Source organism: Variovorax sp. GW821-FHT09D04 (assembly GCF_059416405.1).
In genome coordinates this window covers 185,760-199,722 of sequence record NZ_JBWKPA010000010.1, presented here as the reverse complement: position 1 = coordinate 199,722, position 13,963 = coordinate 185,760, and the positions used below count along the sequence as shown (strand labels likewise).

The 13,963-nt window shown below is 67.4% G+C and carries 14 protein-coding genes; 3 read left to right on the top strand and 11 right to left on the bottom strand.

The annotated features are described in order from the left end of the window. Nucleotides 1–22 precede the first annotated feature (22 nt). Nucleotides 23–961, top strand: a complete 939-nt coding sequence (locus AC07O4_RS25985; protein ID WP_495306027.1) for a nucleoside hydrolase — start codon at nt 23–25, stop codon at nt 959–961. 81 nt (nt 962–1,042) lie between these two features. Here AC07O4_RS25985 and AC07O4_RS25980 read toward each other — a convergent pair whose 3' ends face one another. From AC07O4_RS25980 to AC07O4_RS25960, 5 genes are all read right to left on the bottom strand, one after another. Beyond that, a complete protein-coding gene (locus AC07O4_RS25980) occupies nt 1,043–1,780 on the bottom strand; it encodes an amino acid ABC transporter ATP-binding protein (RefSeq protein ID WP_056576214.1) in 738 nt (245 codons plus the stop codon). Nucleotides 1,781–1,824: 44 nt separating this feature from the next. Next, nucleotides 1,825–2,514, bottom strand: coding sequence for an amino acid ABC transporter permease (locus AC07O4_RS25975; protein ID WP_070060204.1), 690 nt, complete (start codon nt 2,512–2,514; stop codon nt 1,825–1,827). Between the two features lies 1 nt (nt 2,515). Continuing rightward, complete coding sequence (locus AC07O4_RS25970; RefSeq protein WP_307582881.1) at nt 2,516–3,247, bottom strand: amino acid ABC transporter permease; 732 nt, start codon at nt 3,245–3,247, stop codon at nt 2,516–2,518. Between the two features lie 96 nt (nt 3,248–3,343). After that, nucleotides 3,344–4,243: an amino acid ABC transporter substrate-binding protein gene (locus AC07O4_RS25965; protein WP_062471058.1), complete on the bottom strand. Its 900-nt coding sequence runs from the start codon at nt 4,241–4,243 to the stop codon at nt 3,344–3,346. A gap of 381 nt (nt 4,244–4,624) precedes the next feature. Further along, on the bottom strand, nt 4,625–5,614 hold the full coding sequence (locus tag AC07O4_RS25960) for a LysR substrate-binding domain-containing protein (protein ID WP_492698163.1): 990 nt from the start codon (nt 5,612–5,614) through the stop codon (nt 4,625–4,627). A gap of 61 nt (nt 5,615–5,675) precedes the next feature. Between AC07O4_RS25960 and AC07O4_RS25955 the strand changes: the two genes are divergently transcribed. Continuing rightward, nucleotides 5,676–7,118 (top strand): amidase, encoded by a 1,443-nt coding sequence (locus AC07O4_RS25955; RefSeq protein WP_495306026.1) that lies wholly within the window; start codon nt 5,676–5,678, stop codon nt 7,116–7,118. 10 nt (nt 7,119–7,128) lie between these two features. Here the strand turns inward: AC07O4_RS25955 and AC07O4_RS25950 are convergent, their stop codons facing one another. Both AC07O4_RS25950 and AC07O4_RS25945 read right to left on the bottom strand, forming a co-directional pair. Continuing rightward, entirely contained in the window at nt 7,129–8,067 is a 939-nt protein-coding gene (locus AC07O4_RS25950; protein ID WP_495306025.1) for a 2-hydroxyacid dehydrogenase, read from the bottom strand. Nucleotides 8,068–8,116: 49 nt separating this feature from the next. After that, nucleotides 8,117–9,952 (bottom strand): ABCB family ABC transporter ATP-binding protein/permease, encoded by a 1,836-nt coding sequence (locus tag AC07O4_RS25945; protein WP_495306024.1) that lies wholly within the window; start codon nt 9,950–9,952, stop codon nt 8,117–8,119. Nucleotides 9,953–9,994: 42 nt separating this feature from the next. On the opposite strand from AC07O4_RS25945, the gene AC07O4_RS25940 reads away from it, so the two are divergent. Beyond that, the gene (locus AC07O4_RS25940) at nt 9,995–10,438 is read left to right on the top strand and encodes an acyl-CoA thioesterase (RefSeq protein WP_070060209.1); all 444 of its coding nucleotides are present in this window, start codon (nt 9,995–9,997) and stop codon (nt 10,436–10,438) included. A gap of 7 nt (nt 10,439–10,445) precedes the next feature. Here the strand turns inward: AC07O4_RS25940 and AC07O4_RS25935 are convergent, their stop codons facing one another. The 4 genes from AC07O4_RS25935 to AC07O4_RS25920 all read right to left on the bottom strand — a co-directional run bounded on the left by AC07O4_RS25935 (nt 10,446) and on the right by AC07O4_RS25920 (nt 13,959). Continuing rightward, the gene (locus AC07O4_RS25935; RefSeq protein ID WP_139701560.1) at nt 10,446–11,564 is read right to left on the bottom strand and encodes an ABC transporter substrate-binding protein; all 1,119 of its coding nucleotides are present in this window, start codon (nt 11,562–11,564) and stop codon (nt 10,446–10,448) included. 195 nt (nt 11,565–11,759) lie between these two features. Continuing rightward, nucleotides 11,760–12,524: an enoyl-CoA hydratase gene (locus AC07O4_RS25930; RefSeq protein ID WP_070060210.1), complete on the bottom strand. Its 765-nt coding sequence runs from the start codon at nt 12,522–12,524 to the stop codon at nt 11,760–11,762. Nucleotides 12,525–12,563: 39 nt separating this feature from the next. Then, nucleotides 12,564–13,157: a 2-hydroxychromene-2-carboxylate isomerase gene (locus tag AC07O4_RS25925; RefSeq protein ID WP_070060211.1), complete on the bottom strand. Its 594-nt coding sequence runs from the start codon at nt 13,155–13,157 to the stop codon at nt 12,564–12,566. Nucleotides 13,158–13,212: 55 nt separating this feature from the next. After that, nucleotides 13,213–13,959, bottom strand: coding sequence for an SDR family oxidoreductase (locus AC07O4_RS25920; protein WP_354346766.1), 747 nt, complete (start codon nt 13,957–13,959; stop codon nt 13,213–13,215). Between the last annotated feature and the right edge of the window lie 4 nt (nt 13,960–13,963).

Here is a 13,963-nt window from a genome sequence, read left to right as displayed (position 1 = left end):
GGGGCGGCATGACAATGTCGCCATGCACACCCTGATCATCGACACGGACCCCGGCGCGGACGACGTGATCGCGCTGCTGTTCGCCCTGGCGGCGCCCGAATCGCTGGCGATTCAGGCGCTGACCACGGTGGCGGGCAATGTTCCCCTGGCCAAGACCTCGCGCAACGCGCGCCTGGCCTGCGAATGGGCCGGGCGGCCGGAGCTTCCGGTCTACGCAGGCGCCGAGCGCCCCCTGCAGCGCACGCCCATCTACGCCGCCAACATCCACGGCCGAGAAGGCCTCACGGGCGTGGCCGTGCACGAGCCCGCCGTGCCGCTGGCCGAGGGCGGCGCCGTCGACTACCTCGTTCGCACGCTGCGCGCCGCGCCCGAGCACAGCGTGACACTCGCCATGCTCGGCCCGCAGACCAACCTCGCACTGGCGCTCGAGCAGGCGCCCGACATCGTGCGCGGCCTGCGCGAGCTGGTGCTCATGGCAGGCGCGCACTTCAACGGCGGCAACATCACGCCGGTGGCGGAGTTCAACGTGTTCGCCGACCCGCATGCGGCCGAGGCGGTACTCAAGAGCGGGGTGCCGATCACGATGCTGCCGCTGGACGTGACGCACAAGATCCTCACGAGCGACGCGCGCATCGCACGGCTGCGCCAACTGGGCAACCGCGCCGGCGCGATCGTCGCCGACATCCTCGACGCCTACGCGCCGCAGGAGATGGCCCACTACGGCATGCCCGGCGGCCCGGTGCACGACGCGACCGTGACGGCCTACCTGCTGCGCCCCGACCTGTTCCAGGGCCGCCGCATCCACGTCGAGATCGACAGCCGCGAAGGCATGGGCTTCGGCCAGACCGTGGCCGACTGGCACGGCAGCCTGAAGCGGCCTGCCAACGTGCACTGGGTTATCGACGGCGATGCGCAGGGGTTCTTCGACCTGCTGACGGAGCACATCGCGCGGCTGCCCTGAGCCTCCAACCCTTCAACCAAGCCCCATGAAAAAAGCCACGCTGCGGACAGCGTGGCTTTTTGTTTGGAGCGTCGCAGCGGATCAGTGCTGCAGGATCTTGTTCAGGAAGTCCTTGGTGCGCGGCTGACGGTTCTCCGGATGATTGAAGAATTCGTCCTTCGGGCAGTCCTCGAGGATCTTGCCGCCCACGTCGATGAAGATCACGCGGCTCGCGACCTTGCGGGCGAAGGCCATTTCGTGCGTGACCACCATCATGGTCATGCCTTCCTTGGCCAGGCTCACCATCACGTCGAGCACTTCGCCGACCATCTCGGGGTCGAGCGCCGAGGTGGGTTCGTCGAACAGCATCACGATCGGGTCCATCGACAGCGCACGGGCGATCGCCACGCGCTGCTGCTGGCCGCCCGACAGCTGGCCGGGGAACTTGTCCTTGTGCGCCATCAGGCCCACGCGGTCGAGCATCTTGAGGCCTCGGGTCTTGGCTTCGTCGGGCGTGCGGCCCAGCACCTTGATCTGCGCGATCGTGAGGTTCTCGGTCACCGACAGGTGCGGGAACAGCTCGAAGTGCTGGAACACCATGCCGACCTTGGAGCGCAGCTTGGGCAGGTTGGTCTTGGGGTCGTGCAGCGGAATGCCGTTGACGGTGATCTCGCCCTTCTGGAAGGGCTCGAGCGCGTTCACGGTCTTGATGAGCGTGGACTTGCCGGAACCCGACGGGCCGCACACCACGACCACGTCGCCCTTGGAGATGTTCACCGAGCAGTCGTTGAGCACCTGCACCGGGCCGTACCACTTGGAGACGTTCTTGATTTCAATCATTTTTTCGGACATTTGTTTCTCTCCGGTTCAGTTCAGCCACTCAATCAGCGAATGATGGCGATTTTCTTGTGCAGGCGTTTCACCAGCCAGGAAAGGGCGTAGCACATGGCGAAGTACACGACTGCCGCCAGCAGGTAGGCCTCGATCGGACGGCCGAAGTTCTTGCCCGCCGTTTCAAAGCCCTTGAGCATGTCGTAGGCACCGATGGCGTAGACCAGCGAGGTGTCCTGGAACAGGATGATGGTCTGCGTGAGCAGCACCGGCAGCATGTTGCGGAAGGCCTGCGGCAGCACCACGAGACGCATGTTCTGGCCGTAGGTCATGCCCACGGCCTGGCCCGCGTTCACCTGGCCGCGCGGGATCGACTGGATGCCCGCACGCATGATCTCGCTGAAGTACGCCGCTTCGAACGCCACGAAGGTGATCACCGCCGAGATTTCCGAGCGGTAGTTCGAGCCGAGCGAACCGAACAGCGAATAGAACGACGCCGGCACCAAGAGGAAGAACCACAGGATCACCATCACCAGCGGGATGCTTCGCATGCCGTTGACGTACAGCGCCGCGGGCGCATCGAGCCACTTCTTGCCCGACAGGCGCATGAGCGCCAGGATCGTGCCGAAGATCACGCCGCCGATCGTGGCCACCACCGTCAGCATGATGCTGAAGTAGAAGCCCTTGATGACGAAGTTGCTGATGACGTCCCAGTTGTAGAAGGACAGGTCGAGATTCATCATGTCAGTGTCCTCCGCCACCAGCGCTGGCCGAGACGATGAAGCCCGGCACGCGGGTCTTCTTCTCGATGTACGCCATGAGCCGGTTGATGGCCAGGGCCGACACCACGTAGCACGCCGTCACCGCCAGGTAGACCTCGATGCCGCGCGAGGTTTCTTCCTGCGCCTGCATGGCGAACATGGTGAGTTCGGTGACCGACACGGCGAACGCGACGGACGAATTCTTGAAGATGTTCATCGTCTCGCTCGTGAGCGGCGGGATGATGATGCGATACGCCATCGGCAGGATCACGTAGCGGTAGTACTGCGCGGTGGTGAAGCCCACCGCCATGCCCGCATAGCGCTGGCCCTTGGGCAGCGCCTGGATGCCGGAGCGCACCTGCTCGGCGATACGCGCCGAGGTGAAGAAGCCCAGCGCCAGCACCACGAGGATGAAGCTCGGCACGCCCTTCATCACGGGAACCAGCGCCGGAATCACGTGGTACCAGAGGAAGATCTGCACCAGCAGCGGGATGTTGCGAAAGAGCTCCACCCATGCATTGCCGAAGCGCACGAGCCACGGACTGTCGGGCAGCGTGCGAATGATGCCGATCAGCGAGCCCAGCACCAGCGCGACGATCAGCGCCAGCAGCGCGACCGACACGGTCCAGCCCCAGGCCGAGAGCATCCATTGCAGGTAGCTCGGATATTCCCCCCCGGGGTCTTGCAGGAAGACCTGCCAATCCCAGTTTCCCATGTGTGTTTACTCCTTCAGCTTCTTTTCGAAAAACCGTCCCTTGAAAAGAAACGCCCACCGCGAAAGGTGGGCGTCCATTCACGCAGCGACGCGCGCTTATTCCTTGGTGACGTACTCTTCGGCGGGCTTGTCGTTCGGGTTGGCCCACGCGTTCTTGGTGGCTTCGCCCAGCGGCAGGTTGATGGTCACGTTGGCCGGGGGAATCGGCTTGAGGAACCACTTGTCATACAGCTTGGCGAGTTCGCCCGACTTGGCCTGAGCCTTGATGCTGTCGTCCACGGCCTTCTTGAAGGCCGGGTCGTCCTTGCGGATCATGATGGCGATGGGTTCCACGGCCAGCACGTCGTTCAGGATCTTGTAGTCCTTGGGCGACTTCGACTTGGCGGCCAGGGCAGCCAGGATCGAGCCGTCCATCACGAAGGCGTCGGCACGGCCGGTTTCCAGCAGCAGGAAGCTGTCGGAGTGGTCCTTGCCGTAGACCTCCTTGAAGGTCAGGTTCTCGGCGCGCTTTTGCTTGCGCACGGTCTGCAGCGGCGTGGTGCCGGTGGTGGTGGCGACCGTCTTGTCCTTCAGGTCGGCCAGCGAGTTGATGCCCGAGTTGGCCTTGACGACGATCTTGGTTTCTTCGACGTAGGTGGTCACGCCGAAAGCCACGTCCTTCTGGCGGGTGGCGTTGTTGGTGGTGGAGCCGCACTCGATGTCCACGGTGCCGTTCTGCACGAGGGGGATGCGGTTCTGCGAAGTCACGGGCTGGTACTTGACTTCGAGCTTCTTGCCGGCGGCCTTCTCCAGGTCCTTGATGATGTTGGCGCAGACGTCGTAGTGGAAGCCGGTGTACTGGCCATTGCCGAGCGTGTACGAAAGGCCGGAGGACTCACGCACGCCTTCGGTGATGGTGCCCGAGGCCTTGATCTTGGCCAGGGTGTCATTGGCCTGTGCAAAGGCGCCGCTGGTGGCGAGCGCTGCGACAGCCAATGCCAATACTTGTTTTTTCATACGAAAAGCTCCTGAGGGTGACTGAAACAAATAGAACGAAATTCTAGACACTCGCATTTTGCGGGATACCCGGACCAACCCGGTGCATTCCACGGGCATCGCCGCCCGCCTCGCACCGGCCGCGCCCATCGGGGCGCCAGCCTGGTGCAATCCAGACATTTCGCATTGTCCGACTTTCACTAAGCAGCCTTTGTGCCCGGCATTCGGGCGGCTGTGCGTGGCGCAAGCAGCGACCGGCGATCCCCGGCGTGCAACGGCCGAAAAAAACTGCCGCGACTGTAGTGGTGCCGTGGCCGGGCCGCCAATGCTGATTGCGGGGGGCCGTATGCGTGGTGCTTATAGATTGTGCAGTGCACAAATCTGCCCGCCGTTCACGCTCGTTCAGTGCGGCGGCTGGGTCCCGACCAGGTACGACCAGAGCGCGTCGGCCGTGCGCTTGGGCTGCATGCTTTCCGACAGCCCGGCCCGGGCCGCCGAACGGCCGGCGCCGCCCTTCACCGGGACCGGCGCGGTGGGCCGCTCGCGGTAGGCGCGGATTTCCATCTTGGCCTCGAGGCTGTCGATCTCGGGCGGCAGCGCGCTCACCAATTTGCGCGCCTTGATCTCCTTGCGCACCGCGCTTTGCGGCAGGAAGGCGATGCCGTGGCCTTCGAGCGCCATCACCTTCAGGCCTTCGGCCATGTCGGTCTCGTAGACGCGGTCCAGGTGGATGGCGGTGCCCGACTCCTTGAGCAACTGGTCGACCACGCGCCCGAGGTAGGCGCCCGGCGCGTAGCCCAGGTAGGGCAGCGGCTGGCCCGGTCGGCCCGGCAGCCGGTAGCGCGGCGCGCCCTCGGCATCGGCCTTGACCCAGGGGGCCACGGTTTCCTCGCCCAGGCTGACCATCTCGTACTTGTTGGCATCGAGCTGCAGCGGCTGCGAGGGGTGGTGGTAGGCGATCAGCAGGTCGCAGCTGCCCTCGACCAGCCGCAGCACCGCGTCATGCACGTTGAGCGCGATGAGCCGGCTCTTGATCGGCCCGAAGTGCTCGCGCAGGCTGGTGACCCACGAGGGAAAGAAGGTGAAGGCCAGCGTGTGCGGCACGGCGATCTCGATCACGTCCTGCCCGGCGGCCGAGTGGCCGCGCAGCATGGCGCGCGTGCTCTGCAGCGACTGCAGCATCTCGATGGCCTGGCTGTACAGCGTCTGGCCCGCGGGCGTGAGGCGCGTGGGGTAGGAGCTGCGGTCGACCAGGTCGGTGCCGGCCCATCCCTCGAGCGCCTGGATGCGCCGCGAGAACGCCGGCTGCGTCACGTGCCTCAACTGGGCCGAGCGGCTGAAGCTGCGGGTTTCCGCCAAGCTGATGAAGTCTTCGAGCCACTTTGTTTCCATACGCGGCGATTATGCGAGCGCCGCGCCATACTGGGCGCCCCCTCCTTTTCCCGCATGCGCCATGCCTTTCGACGACCTGCCTGACCTCAGCGCCACCGAACTTTCGCGCAAGATCGCGGCCCGCGACGTGTCCTGCCGCGAGGTGATGCAGGCGTCGCTCGCCCGCATCGACGCGCTCAACCCGCAGTTCAACGCCATCGTCTCCCTGCGCGATCCGGCCCAGCTGCTGACCGAGGCCGACGAACGCGACGCCGAGCTGGCGCGCGGCGAGCGGCGCGGCTGGATGCACGGCTTTCCGCTGGCCGTGAAAGACCTGAGCCACGCCGCCGGCCTGCCGACCTCGATGGGCTCGCCGCTGTCGCCGCGCTCGCCCGCGCGCACCGACAGCCTGCATGTGGCGCGGATGCGCGCGGCCGGCGCCGTCGTCATCGGCAAGACCAACACGCCCGAGTTCGGGCTCGGCTCGCACACTTACAACACGGTGTTCGGCATCACGCGCAACGCCTACGCGCCCGATCGCAGCGCGGGCGGCAGCAGCGGCGGCGCGGCCGTGGCGCTGGCCCTGGGCATGCTGCCCGTGGCCGACGGCAGCGACATGATGGGATCGCTGCGCAACCCCGCCGCCTTCAACAACGTGATCGGCCTGCGCCCCTCGCGCGGCCGCGTGCCCGGCGACCCCGAGCAGGAGCTCTTCTTCCAGCAGCTGGGCTGCGAGGGCCCGATGGGCCGCACCGTGGAAGACACGGCCCGCCTGCTGGCCGTGCAGGCGGGTTTCGACACGCGCGTGCCGCTGTCGTCGCCGCACGCCCTGCCCTCGCCCGATGACCTGCAGCTGGACGGCGACGGTCGCGGCCTGCGCATCGGCTGGCTCGGCAGCCTCTGGCCCGAACTGCCGCTGGCGCCGGGCGTGCGCGAACTCGGCGAGCAGGCGCTCGACACCTTCCGCACCATCGGCTGCGAGGTCGAGCCCTGCACGCTCGACGTGCCGCGCGAGCACAACTGGAGCGCCTGGCTGCGTCTGCGCCAACTGCTGGTGGGCGGCAAGCTCGGCGCCTACCTGAGCGACCCGAAGCTGTTCGCGCAGCTCAAGCCCGAGGCGCAATGGGAAATCGAGCAAAGTCGGCACCTGGACGCCGCCTCGCTGTACCAGGCCTCGCACTACCGATCGAACGTGTACCGCGCGTTCCTGAAGCTCTTCGAGCGCTTCGACTTCGTGGTCGCGCCGACCGCGCAGGTGTTCCCCTTCGATGCCGAGCTGCACTGGCCGACCGAGGTGAACGGCGTGAAGAGCGACACCTACCACCGCTGGATGGAGATCGTCACGCCCTTCACGCTGGCGGGCCTGCCCACGCTCAATGTGCGCGCGGGCTTCGGCGACGGCGGGCTGCCGATGGGGCTGCAGCTGGCGGGGCCGATCCATGCCGACCTCGACGTGCTGCGGCTGGGCCATGCCTACGACCAGGCCTGCGGCTGGGCGGCGCGGCGCCCGCCGGCCTTGTCCTGATCAGATCTGATCAGATCGGCGTGAGCACGCCGCGCCCCGCAAAGTGCCCTTCGGCGTTCGCGAGGAAGTGGTCCACCGACTTCTGCGTGGCCTCGGGCGACCAGCCCGCCATGTGCGGCGTGAGCAGCACGTTGTCCAGGCCGATGAGCGGCTCGGGGCGTTTGGGTTCGCTCTCGTACACGTCCAGGCCCGCGCCCGCGATGCGGTGTTCGCGCAGCGCCTTCGCCAGCGCCTCGGTGTCGACCACGCTGCCGCGGCCGATGCTCACGAGATAGCCCTGCGGCCCCAGCGCGTCGAGCACTTCGGCGTTGACCAGGTGCTTCGTGGCAGGCCCGCCCGGCGCGGCCAGCACCAGGAAGTCGGCCCAGGTGGCGAGCGACTTCAGGTCGTCGAAGTAGCGGTGCGTGGCGCCTTCGCGCGGCTTGCGGTTGTGATAGCCGATGGCCATGTCGAAGGCGGCGGCGCGCTTGGCGATCTTCTGGCCGATGGTGCCCAGCCCCAGGATGCCGAGCTTCTTGCCCGACACGTTCGGCGGCTGCGGAATGGCTTCGCGCCACACGCCTTCGCGGCACAGCCGGTCGAGCGTGCGGAACTCGCGCACGATGCTGATCAGCAGGCCGAAGGCGTGGTCGGCGACGCAGTCGTCGTTGGTGCCCGCGCCGTTGGCGGTGGCGATGCCGCGTGCACGCGTGACCTCGAGCGGCACGCCTTCGTAGCCCGCGCCCATGCAGCAGACCAGCTCGAGCGCCGGCATGGCGTCGACCTCGGCGGGCGTGAGGCCGATGACGCCGATGGTCAGCACCGCGCGGAACTTGGGGCCGTGCTCGGCGATGGCGGCGGCGCGCTGCGCGTCGCCGAAGGCGTAGGTCATGTCGTAGACCTTGGCAATCTGGGCCTGGTGGGCGCTCGAGAGGCTGTTGAGCACCAGCAGGGGAATCTTGGTCGACACGTCTGAACTCCTGGGATCGGTGAAAAGAAAGAAGGGGTGAATGATCGGGCTAGAGCATCGGCACTGCTTCGCTCTTCTGCAAAGCCCACATCTGGGCATAGCGGCCCTGCTGGGCCAGCAGATCGGCATGCGTGCCGCGCTCGACGATCACGCCCGATTCGAGCACCAGGATCTCGTGCGCCTCGACCACGGTCGAGAGGCGGTGCGCGATGACCAGCGTGGTCTTGCCCTGCGCGGCGCTGCGCAGCTCGGACTGGATCGCGCGCTCGTTGGCCGAGTCGAGCGCCGAGGTGGCCTCGTCGAAGATCACGATCGGCGGGTTCTTCAGCAGCGTGCGCGCGATGGCCACGCGCTGCTTCTCGCCGCCCGAGAGCTTCAGGCCGCGCTCGCCCACCGTCGTCTCGTAGCCCTTGGGCGTGGCGGCGATGAAGTCGTGGATGCGCGCGGCACGCGCCGCCCCTTCGACCTCGTCGCGCGTGGCGCCAGGGCGGCCGTAGGCGATGTTGTATTCGACCGTGTCGTTGAACAGCACCGTGTCCTGCGGCACGATGCCGATGGCGCGGCGCACGCTGGCCTGCTGCACGGCGCGGATGTCTTCGCCGCCGATGGTGATGCGGCCCTGCTGCACGTCGTAGAAGCGGTACAGGAGGCGCGCCAGTGTGGATTTGCCCGAGCCCGAGGGGCCGACCACGGCCACCGTCTTGCCGGCGGGAATCTCGAAGCTCACGTGCTTGAGGATCGGGCGGTCGGATTCGTAGGCGAAGCTCACGTCCTCGAAGCGGATGCTGGAATCGACGCCCGCCAGCGGCTGCGCACCGGGCGTGTCGCGCACCTCGCGCTCCTTCTCCATCAGCACGAACATCTTGTCCAGGTCGGTCAGGCTCTGCTTGATCTCGCGGTAGATCACGCCCAGGAAGTTGAGCGGAATGTAGAGTTGGATCATGAAGGCGTTGACCATCACCAGGTCGCCCAGCGTCATGCGCCCTTCGACCACGCCCGAGGTGGCGCGCCACAGCATCAGCACCAGGCTCACGGCGATCAGCAGCTGCTGGCCGGTGTTGAGCATGCTCAGCGTGCGCTGGCTCTTGATGGCGGCCTTGCGGTAGCGGTCGAGGCTGGCGTCGTAGCGCTTGGCCTCGAACTCCTCGTTGTTGAAGTACTTGACGGTCTCGTAGTTCAGCAGCGAATCGACCGCGCGGCTTTGCGCCATGGAGTCGAGCTCGTTCATGGTCTTGCGGAACTGCGTGCGCCACTCGGTCACGGTGACCGTGAAGACGATGTACAGCACCAGCGCCGCGCCCGTGATCCACACGAACAGCGCGTCGAACTTCACGCCCAGGATGGTCAGCACCAGCGTCAGCTCGATGATGGTGGGCACGATGCTGTACAGCGACATCGAGATGAGCGAATGCACGCCGCGCGTGCCGCGCTCGATGTCGCGCGTCATGCCGCCGGTCTGGCGCTCCAGGTGAAAGCGCAGGCTCAGCGCATGCAGGTGGCCGAACACCTGCAGCGCGATGCTGCGCGCCGCGCCCTCAGTGGCCTTGGCGAAGATCAGCTCGCGCAGCTCGTTGAAGAGCGATGTCGAAAAGCGCAGCAGCCCGTAGGCCACCAGCAGCGCCATCGGCACGACGAGCAGCGCCTGCGCCATGTCGGGCTTGGGCGTCATCGTGTCGACGAGGTTCTTGAGCAGCACCGGCACGCCCACGTTCGCCACCTTGGCCGCGATCATGAAGCCGAGCGCGGCGATCACCCGCCATTTGTACTGCCAGAGGTAGGGAAACAGGCGGCGCAGGGTCGCCCAGTCGGAACGGTCGGAGCGCGCAGGCGGATGGCCGCCGGGCGCATGGGGAGAGGAGGAAAGGGCTTCGCCGCTTCGGCGCATGGGGGACAATCGTGGGTGTTGTTGTTGCTTCAGATTGTGCCCATGTCCTCCCCTTCCAGTGCCGCTTCCGCCGCAGCGGCCGCCGCCGCCACCCTCAAGAGCCTGCCCACCGACATGGAGCTGGTGCTCAAGGTCATCCCGATGCCGGCCGACTGCAACGCCAACGGCGACATCTTCGGCGGCTGGGTCATGGCGCAGTGCGACCTGGCCGGCTCGGTGATCCCGGCGCGCTACGCCAAGGGCCGCCAGGCCACCGTGGCGGTCAACGAGTTCATCTTCAAGCAGCCGGTGCGGCTGGGCGACATCCTCTCGTTCTATTCGAAGCTGGTGCGCGTGGGCCGCACCTCCATCACGGTGACGGTCGAGGTGTTCGCCGAGCGCTTCCGGGCGCAGGGCGAGTACATCAAGGTGACGCAGGCCACCTTCACCTACGTGGCCATCGACGACAACGGCCGCCCCCGCCCCATCGAACAGCCGGCGGCCTGAGCCGCCTTCAGGCGACGCCCATGCCGGCGTCGCGCACGCGCTCGAAGCACTCGAACTCGCGGTTGATCCAGCGCGCGTCGCGCCGCTCCACGCGGCGGATGTAGACCGACTGCACCACGTCGCGCGTGTGGGCGTCGATCTCGACCGGCCCGCGCGGGCTGTCCAGCCGCAGGCCGCGGAACGCATCCACCAGCCGCTCGGCGCCCGCCTTGCCGCCGCGCGCGCCCGGCGCGCTCAATGCGGCGTCGATGGCCGCGAGCCCGTCGTGCGCCGCCACGGCGAAGTAGCCCGGGCGCAGGTGGCTGCCGTACTCGGTCTCGAAGGCGCCCGCGAAACGCCGGTTGGCCGGCGACTCGTGGGCAAAGGAATAGTGGTGGCTGGTGACCAGCCCCTCGGCCAGTTCGCCGATGCCGTCCAGGTAGTGGTCGTCGGTGGCGTCGCCCGTGGCGAGCAGGCGGATGCCGGTATCGGCCATGCCGCGATCGCGCCAGAACTTCAGGAAGATGGCCGGCATCTGGCCCGACGGCAGGAAGAAGAACACGGCCTGCGGCTTGAGCTCGCGCAGGCGCAGCATGTAGGCCGAATAGTCGAGCGTGTTCAGCGGCACGCGCAGCATCGCGCCCACGCGCCCGCCGCCCGCGGTGATGCCGGAGACGAAGGCGCTTTCGGCGTCGACGCCCGAGGCGTAGTCGGCCACCACGGTGCACACGTCGCGCAGCCCCTGCTGCAGCGCCCAGCGCGCCAGCGGCGCCGTGACCTGCGCGATGGTGAACGACACCCGCACCATGAACGGCGAGCGCCCGGGGATGCCCGAGGAAGCGGCATTCATGATCACGGTCGGCACGCGCGCCTGCGTGGCGACGGTGCCGACGGCGTAGGCGTTGGAGCTGAAGTCCAGCCCCGTGAGCAGGTCGACGCGCTCGCTCTCGATGAGGTCCTGCGCCTGGCGCCGTGCCTGCTCGGGCGCGCTGCCGGGCACGTCGCGGCGCAGCAGCTCGACCGGCCGGCCCGCGATCTGCTGCTTGTGGTCGGCCAGCCAGACCGCCATGCCGGCGTCGAACTGGCGCCCGCCGCCCGCATAGGGCCCCGACCATGAGCCGATGACCCCGATGCGCAACGGCCGCACGCGCGCCAGCACCAGCGAGGGCGCTGCGAGCGTGCCCGCGAGTAAGCCCAAAGCATGCCGGCGCGTCGGCCCGAATGCTACTTTTTCAGCAGCACGCATCGCCCGCGTGGCGGGCGCTGTGGGCGGGTTGATGTCTGGAGCAAGCACGAAGAACAGTGTACGCAGGCACCGTCCGCAGGCAAGTCCACGGAAGGCTTAGACCTTCGAGAAATCGGGCTTGCGCTTCTCCATGAACGCACCGAACGCTTCCTTCGCGGCCGGCTCGCGCAGCATGCGGCCGAAGCTCGCACCTTCTTCGCCCATGCGCTCGAGCACGGCGGGCATCTGCGCCTTCTTCAGCAGGCGCTTGGTCTCGATCAGCGCGCTCAGCGGCTTGGCCGCGAGCTTGCGCGCCTGCGTCTGCGCGATGCCGTTGGCTTCGGTCGGCGGCACCACGCGGTTGACCAGGCCCACTTCGAGCGCAGCCTCGGCCATGAAGGGCTCGCCCAGCAGCAGGGCTTCGGCGGCGCGGTGGTAGCCCAGCATCTGCGGCACCAGCAGGCTCGACGCGGCCTCGGGGCACAGGCCCAGGTTGACGAAGGGCATCGAGAACGCCGCGTTGTCGCCTGCGTAGACGAGGTCGCAGTGGAACAGCATCGTGGTGCCGATGCCCACGGCCGGGCCGCACACGGCGGCGACGATGGGCTTGGGGAAGGTGGCGATGCCGCGCAGGAAGCGGAACACCGGCGATTCCTGCGTGGAGGCCGGGCCGTTGAGGAAGTCGCCGATGTCGTTGCCGGCGCTGAAGATCGTCGGGTCGCCCTGGATCAGCACGCAGCGCACGGCGGCTTCGCTCTCGGCCGTGGCGAGCGCGTCGGCCAGCGCGGCGTACATGCTGCTGGTGATCGAGTTCTTCTTGTCGACGCGGTTGAAGGTGATGGTCATCACGCCGGCTTCGGTGTGGACGAGGATGTCGCTCATGGAAAGATCCTTGGGTAGGTAAAACGGGGGGCGACGCGCTCAAGCGTCGATGGCTTCGCGGACGAAATCGAGGCGGTCCTGGCCCCAGAACATCTGGTCGCCGACGAACATGGTGGGGGCGCCGAACACGCCGCGCTCCACCGCCTCCTGCGTGACCGCCTTGAGGCGGTCTTTCACTTCCTGCGCGCCGGCCAGCGCGAGCAGGCCCGCGGCGTCGAAGCCTGCATTCTGCAAGACGGCGCCAACGGTCGCGGGGTCGTTCAGGTTCTTCGGCTCGACCCACATCGCATGGAACACCGCGTCGATGTAGGCACCGAAGCGTTCGGGCATCTTCATCTGCACGCCGGTGGCGCCGCGCATCAGCAGCAGCGTGTTGATCGGGAAGTGCGGGTTGTGCACGAAAGGCACGCCGTAGCGCTTCGCGAAGCGCTGCAGGTCGGTCGTGAGGTACGGGCCCTTGGCCTTGATCTCGGCGGGCGAATGGTTGCCCGTGGCCTGGAACACGCCGCCCAGCAGCATGGGCTTCCAGACCAGCTCGGCGCCGGTGTCGGCGCACACGTGCGGCAGCTGCGTGGCGGCCAGGTAGGCGGCGGGGCTGCCGACGTCGAAATAGAACGCGACGGATTTCGTCATGGGTGTCGTCTCCTTGGGGCTGTGCGCCGCGATGCGATGCGTAGCGCGGCGCTGGTCAGAACTTCTCGGACCAGGGGCGCAGGTCCAGCTCGTGCGTCCACGCATCGCGCGGCTGCGCATGCAGCATCCAGTAGCTGTCGGCGATGTGGTCCGGGTTCAGGATGCCGTCGCTGTCCTTCAGCGCATAGCGCTCGGGGAAGTTGCTGCGGATGAACTCGGTGTCGATGGCGCCGTCGACCACGACGTGCGCGACGTGGATGCCCTGCGGCCCCAGCTCGCGTGCCATCGATTGGGCCAACGCGCGCAGCGCCATCTTGGCGCCCGAGAAGGCGCCGAAGTTGGCGGCGCCGCGCAGCGAGGCCGTCGCGCCGGTGAAGATGATCGTGCCGCGATGGCCACCGGCCGGCATCTCGCGCGCCACCATGCGCTTCGCTACTTCGCGGCCGTTGAGGAAGCCCGAGAAGCAGGCCATCTCCCATACCTTGAAGTACTTGCGCGCGGTTTCGGTGAGGATGCTCTCGGGCACGTTCGCGCCGATGTTGAACACCATCACCTCGATCGGCCCGACGGTCGATTCGATCTGCTCGATGAGCGCCACCACTTCTTCTTCCTTGCGTGCATCGCAGGCGAAGGCGTGGGCCCGGCCGCCGTCGGCCTCGATCTGCGCCACCAGCGGCTGCAGCTTGTCGAGGCTGCGCCGCGTGACGCAGGTGGCGTAGCCCTCGCGTGCGAAGCGGCGGGCGATGGCGCCGCCGGTGGCGTCGCCCGCGCCGACGATCAATGCAGCCTTGGTGAGCGTCATCGCG

What these genes read in the sequence shown, in the direction of transcription:
- AC07O4_RS25955 (WP_495306026.1), top strand. Translation starts at nt 5,676, where the DNA reads ATGCCTTTCGACGACCTGCCTGACCTCAGCGCCACCGAACTTTCGCGC.
- AC07O4_RS25970 (WP_307582881.1), bottom strand. Translation starts at nt 3,247, where the DNA reads ATGGGAAACTGGGATTGGCAGGTCTTCCTGCAAGACCCCGGGGGGGAA.
- AC07O4_RS25960 (WP_492698163.1), bottom strand. Translation starts at nt 5,614, where the DNA reads ATGGAAACAAAGTGGCTCGAAGACTTCATCAGCTTGGCGGAAACCCGC.
- AC07O4_RS25985 (WP_495306027.1), top strand. Translation starts at nt 23, where the DNA reads ATGCACACCCTGATCATCGACACGGACCCCGGCGCGGACGACGTGATC.
- AC07O4_RS25925 (WP_070060211.1), bottom strand. Translation starts at nt 13,157, where the DNA reads ATGACGAAATCCGTCGCGTTCTATTTCGACGTCGGCAGCCCCGCCGCC.
- AC07O4_RS25965 (WP_062471058.1), bottom strand. Translation starts at nt 4,243, where the DNA reads ATGAAAAAACAAGTATTGGCATTGGCTGTCGCAGCGCTCGCCACCAGC.
- AC07O4_RS25980 (WP_056576214.1), bottom strand. Translation starts at nt 1,780, where the DNA reads ATGATTGAAATCAAGAACGTCTCCAAGTGGTACGGCCCGGTGCAGGTG.
- AC07O4_RS25945 (WP_495306024.1), bottom strand. Translation starts at nt 9,952, where the DNA reads ATGCGCCGAAGCGGCGAAGCCCTTTCCTCCTCTCCCCATGCGCCCGGC.
- AC07O4_RS25975 (WP_070060204.1), bottom strand. Translation starts at nt 2,514, where the DNA reads ATGATGAATCTCGACCTGTCCTTCTACAACTGGGACGTCATCAGCAAC.
- AC07O4_RS25940 (WP_070060209.1), top strand. Translation starts at nt 9,995, where the DNA reads ATGTCCTCCCCTTCCAGTGCCGCTTCCGCCGCAGCGGCCGCCGCCGCC.
- AC07O4_RS25930 (WP_070060210.1), bottom strand. Translation starts at nt 12,524, where the DNA reads ATGAGCGACATCCTCGTCCACACCGAAGCCGGCGTGATGACCATCACC.
- AC07O4_RS25920 (WP_354346766.1), bottom strand. Translation starts at nt 13,959, where the DNA reads ATGACGCTCACCAAGGCTGCATTGATCGTCGGCGCGGGCGACGCCACC.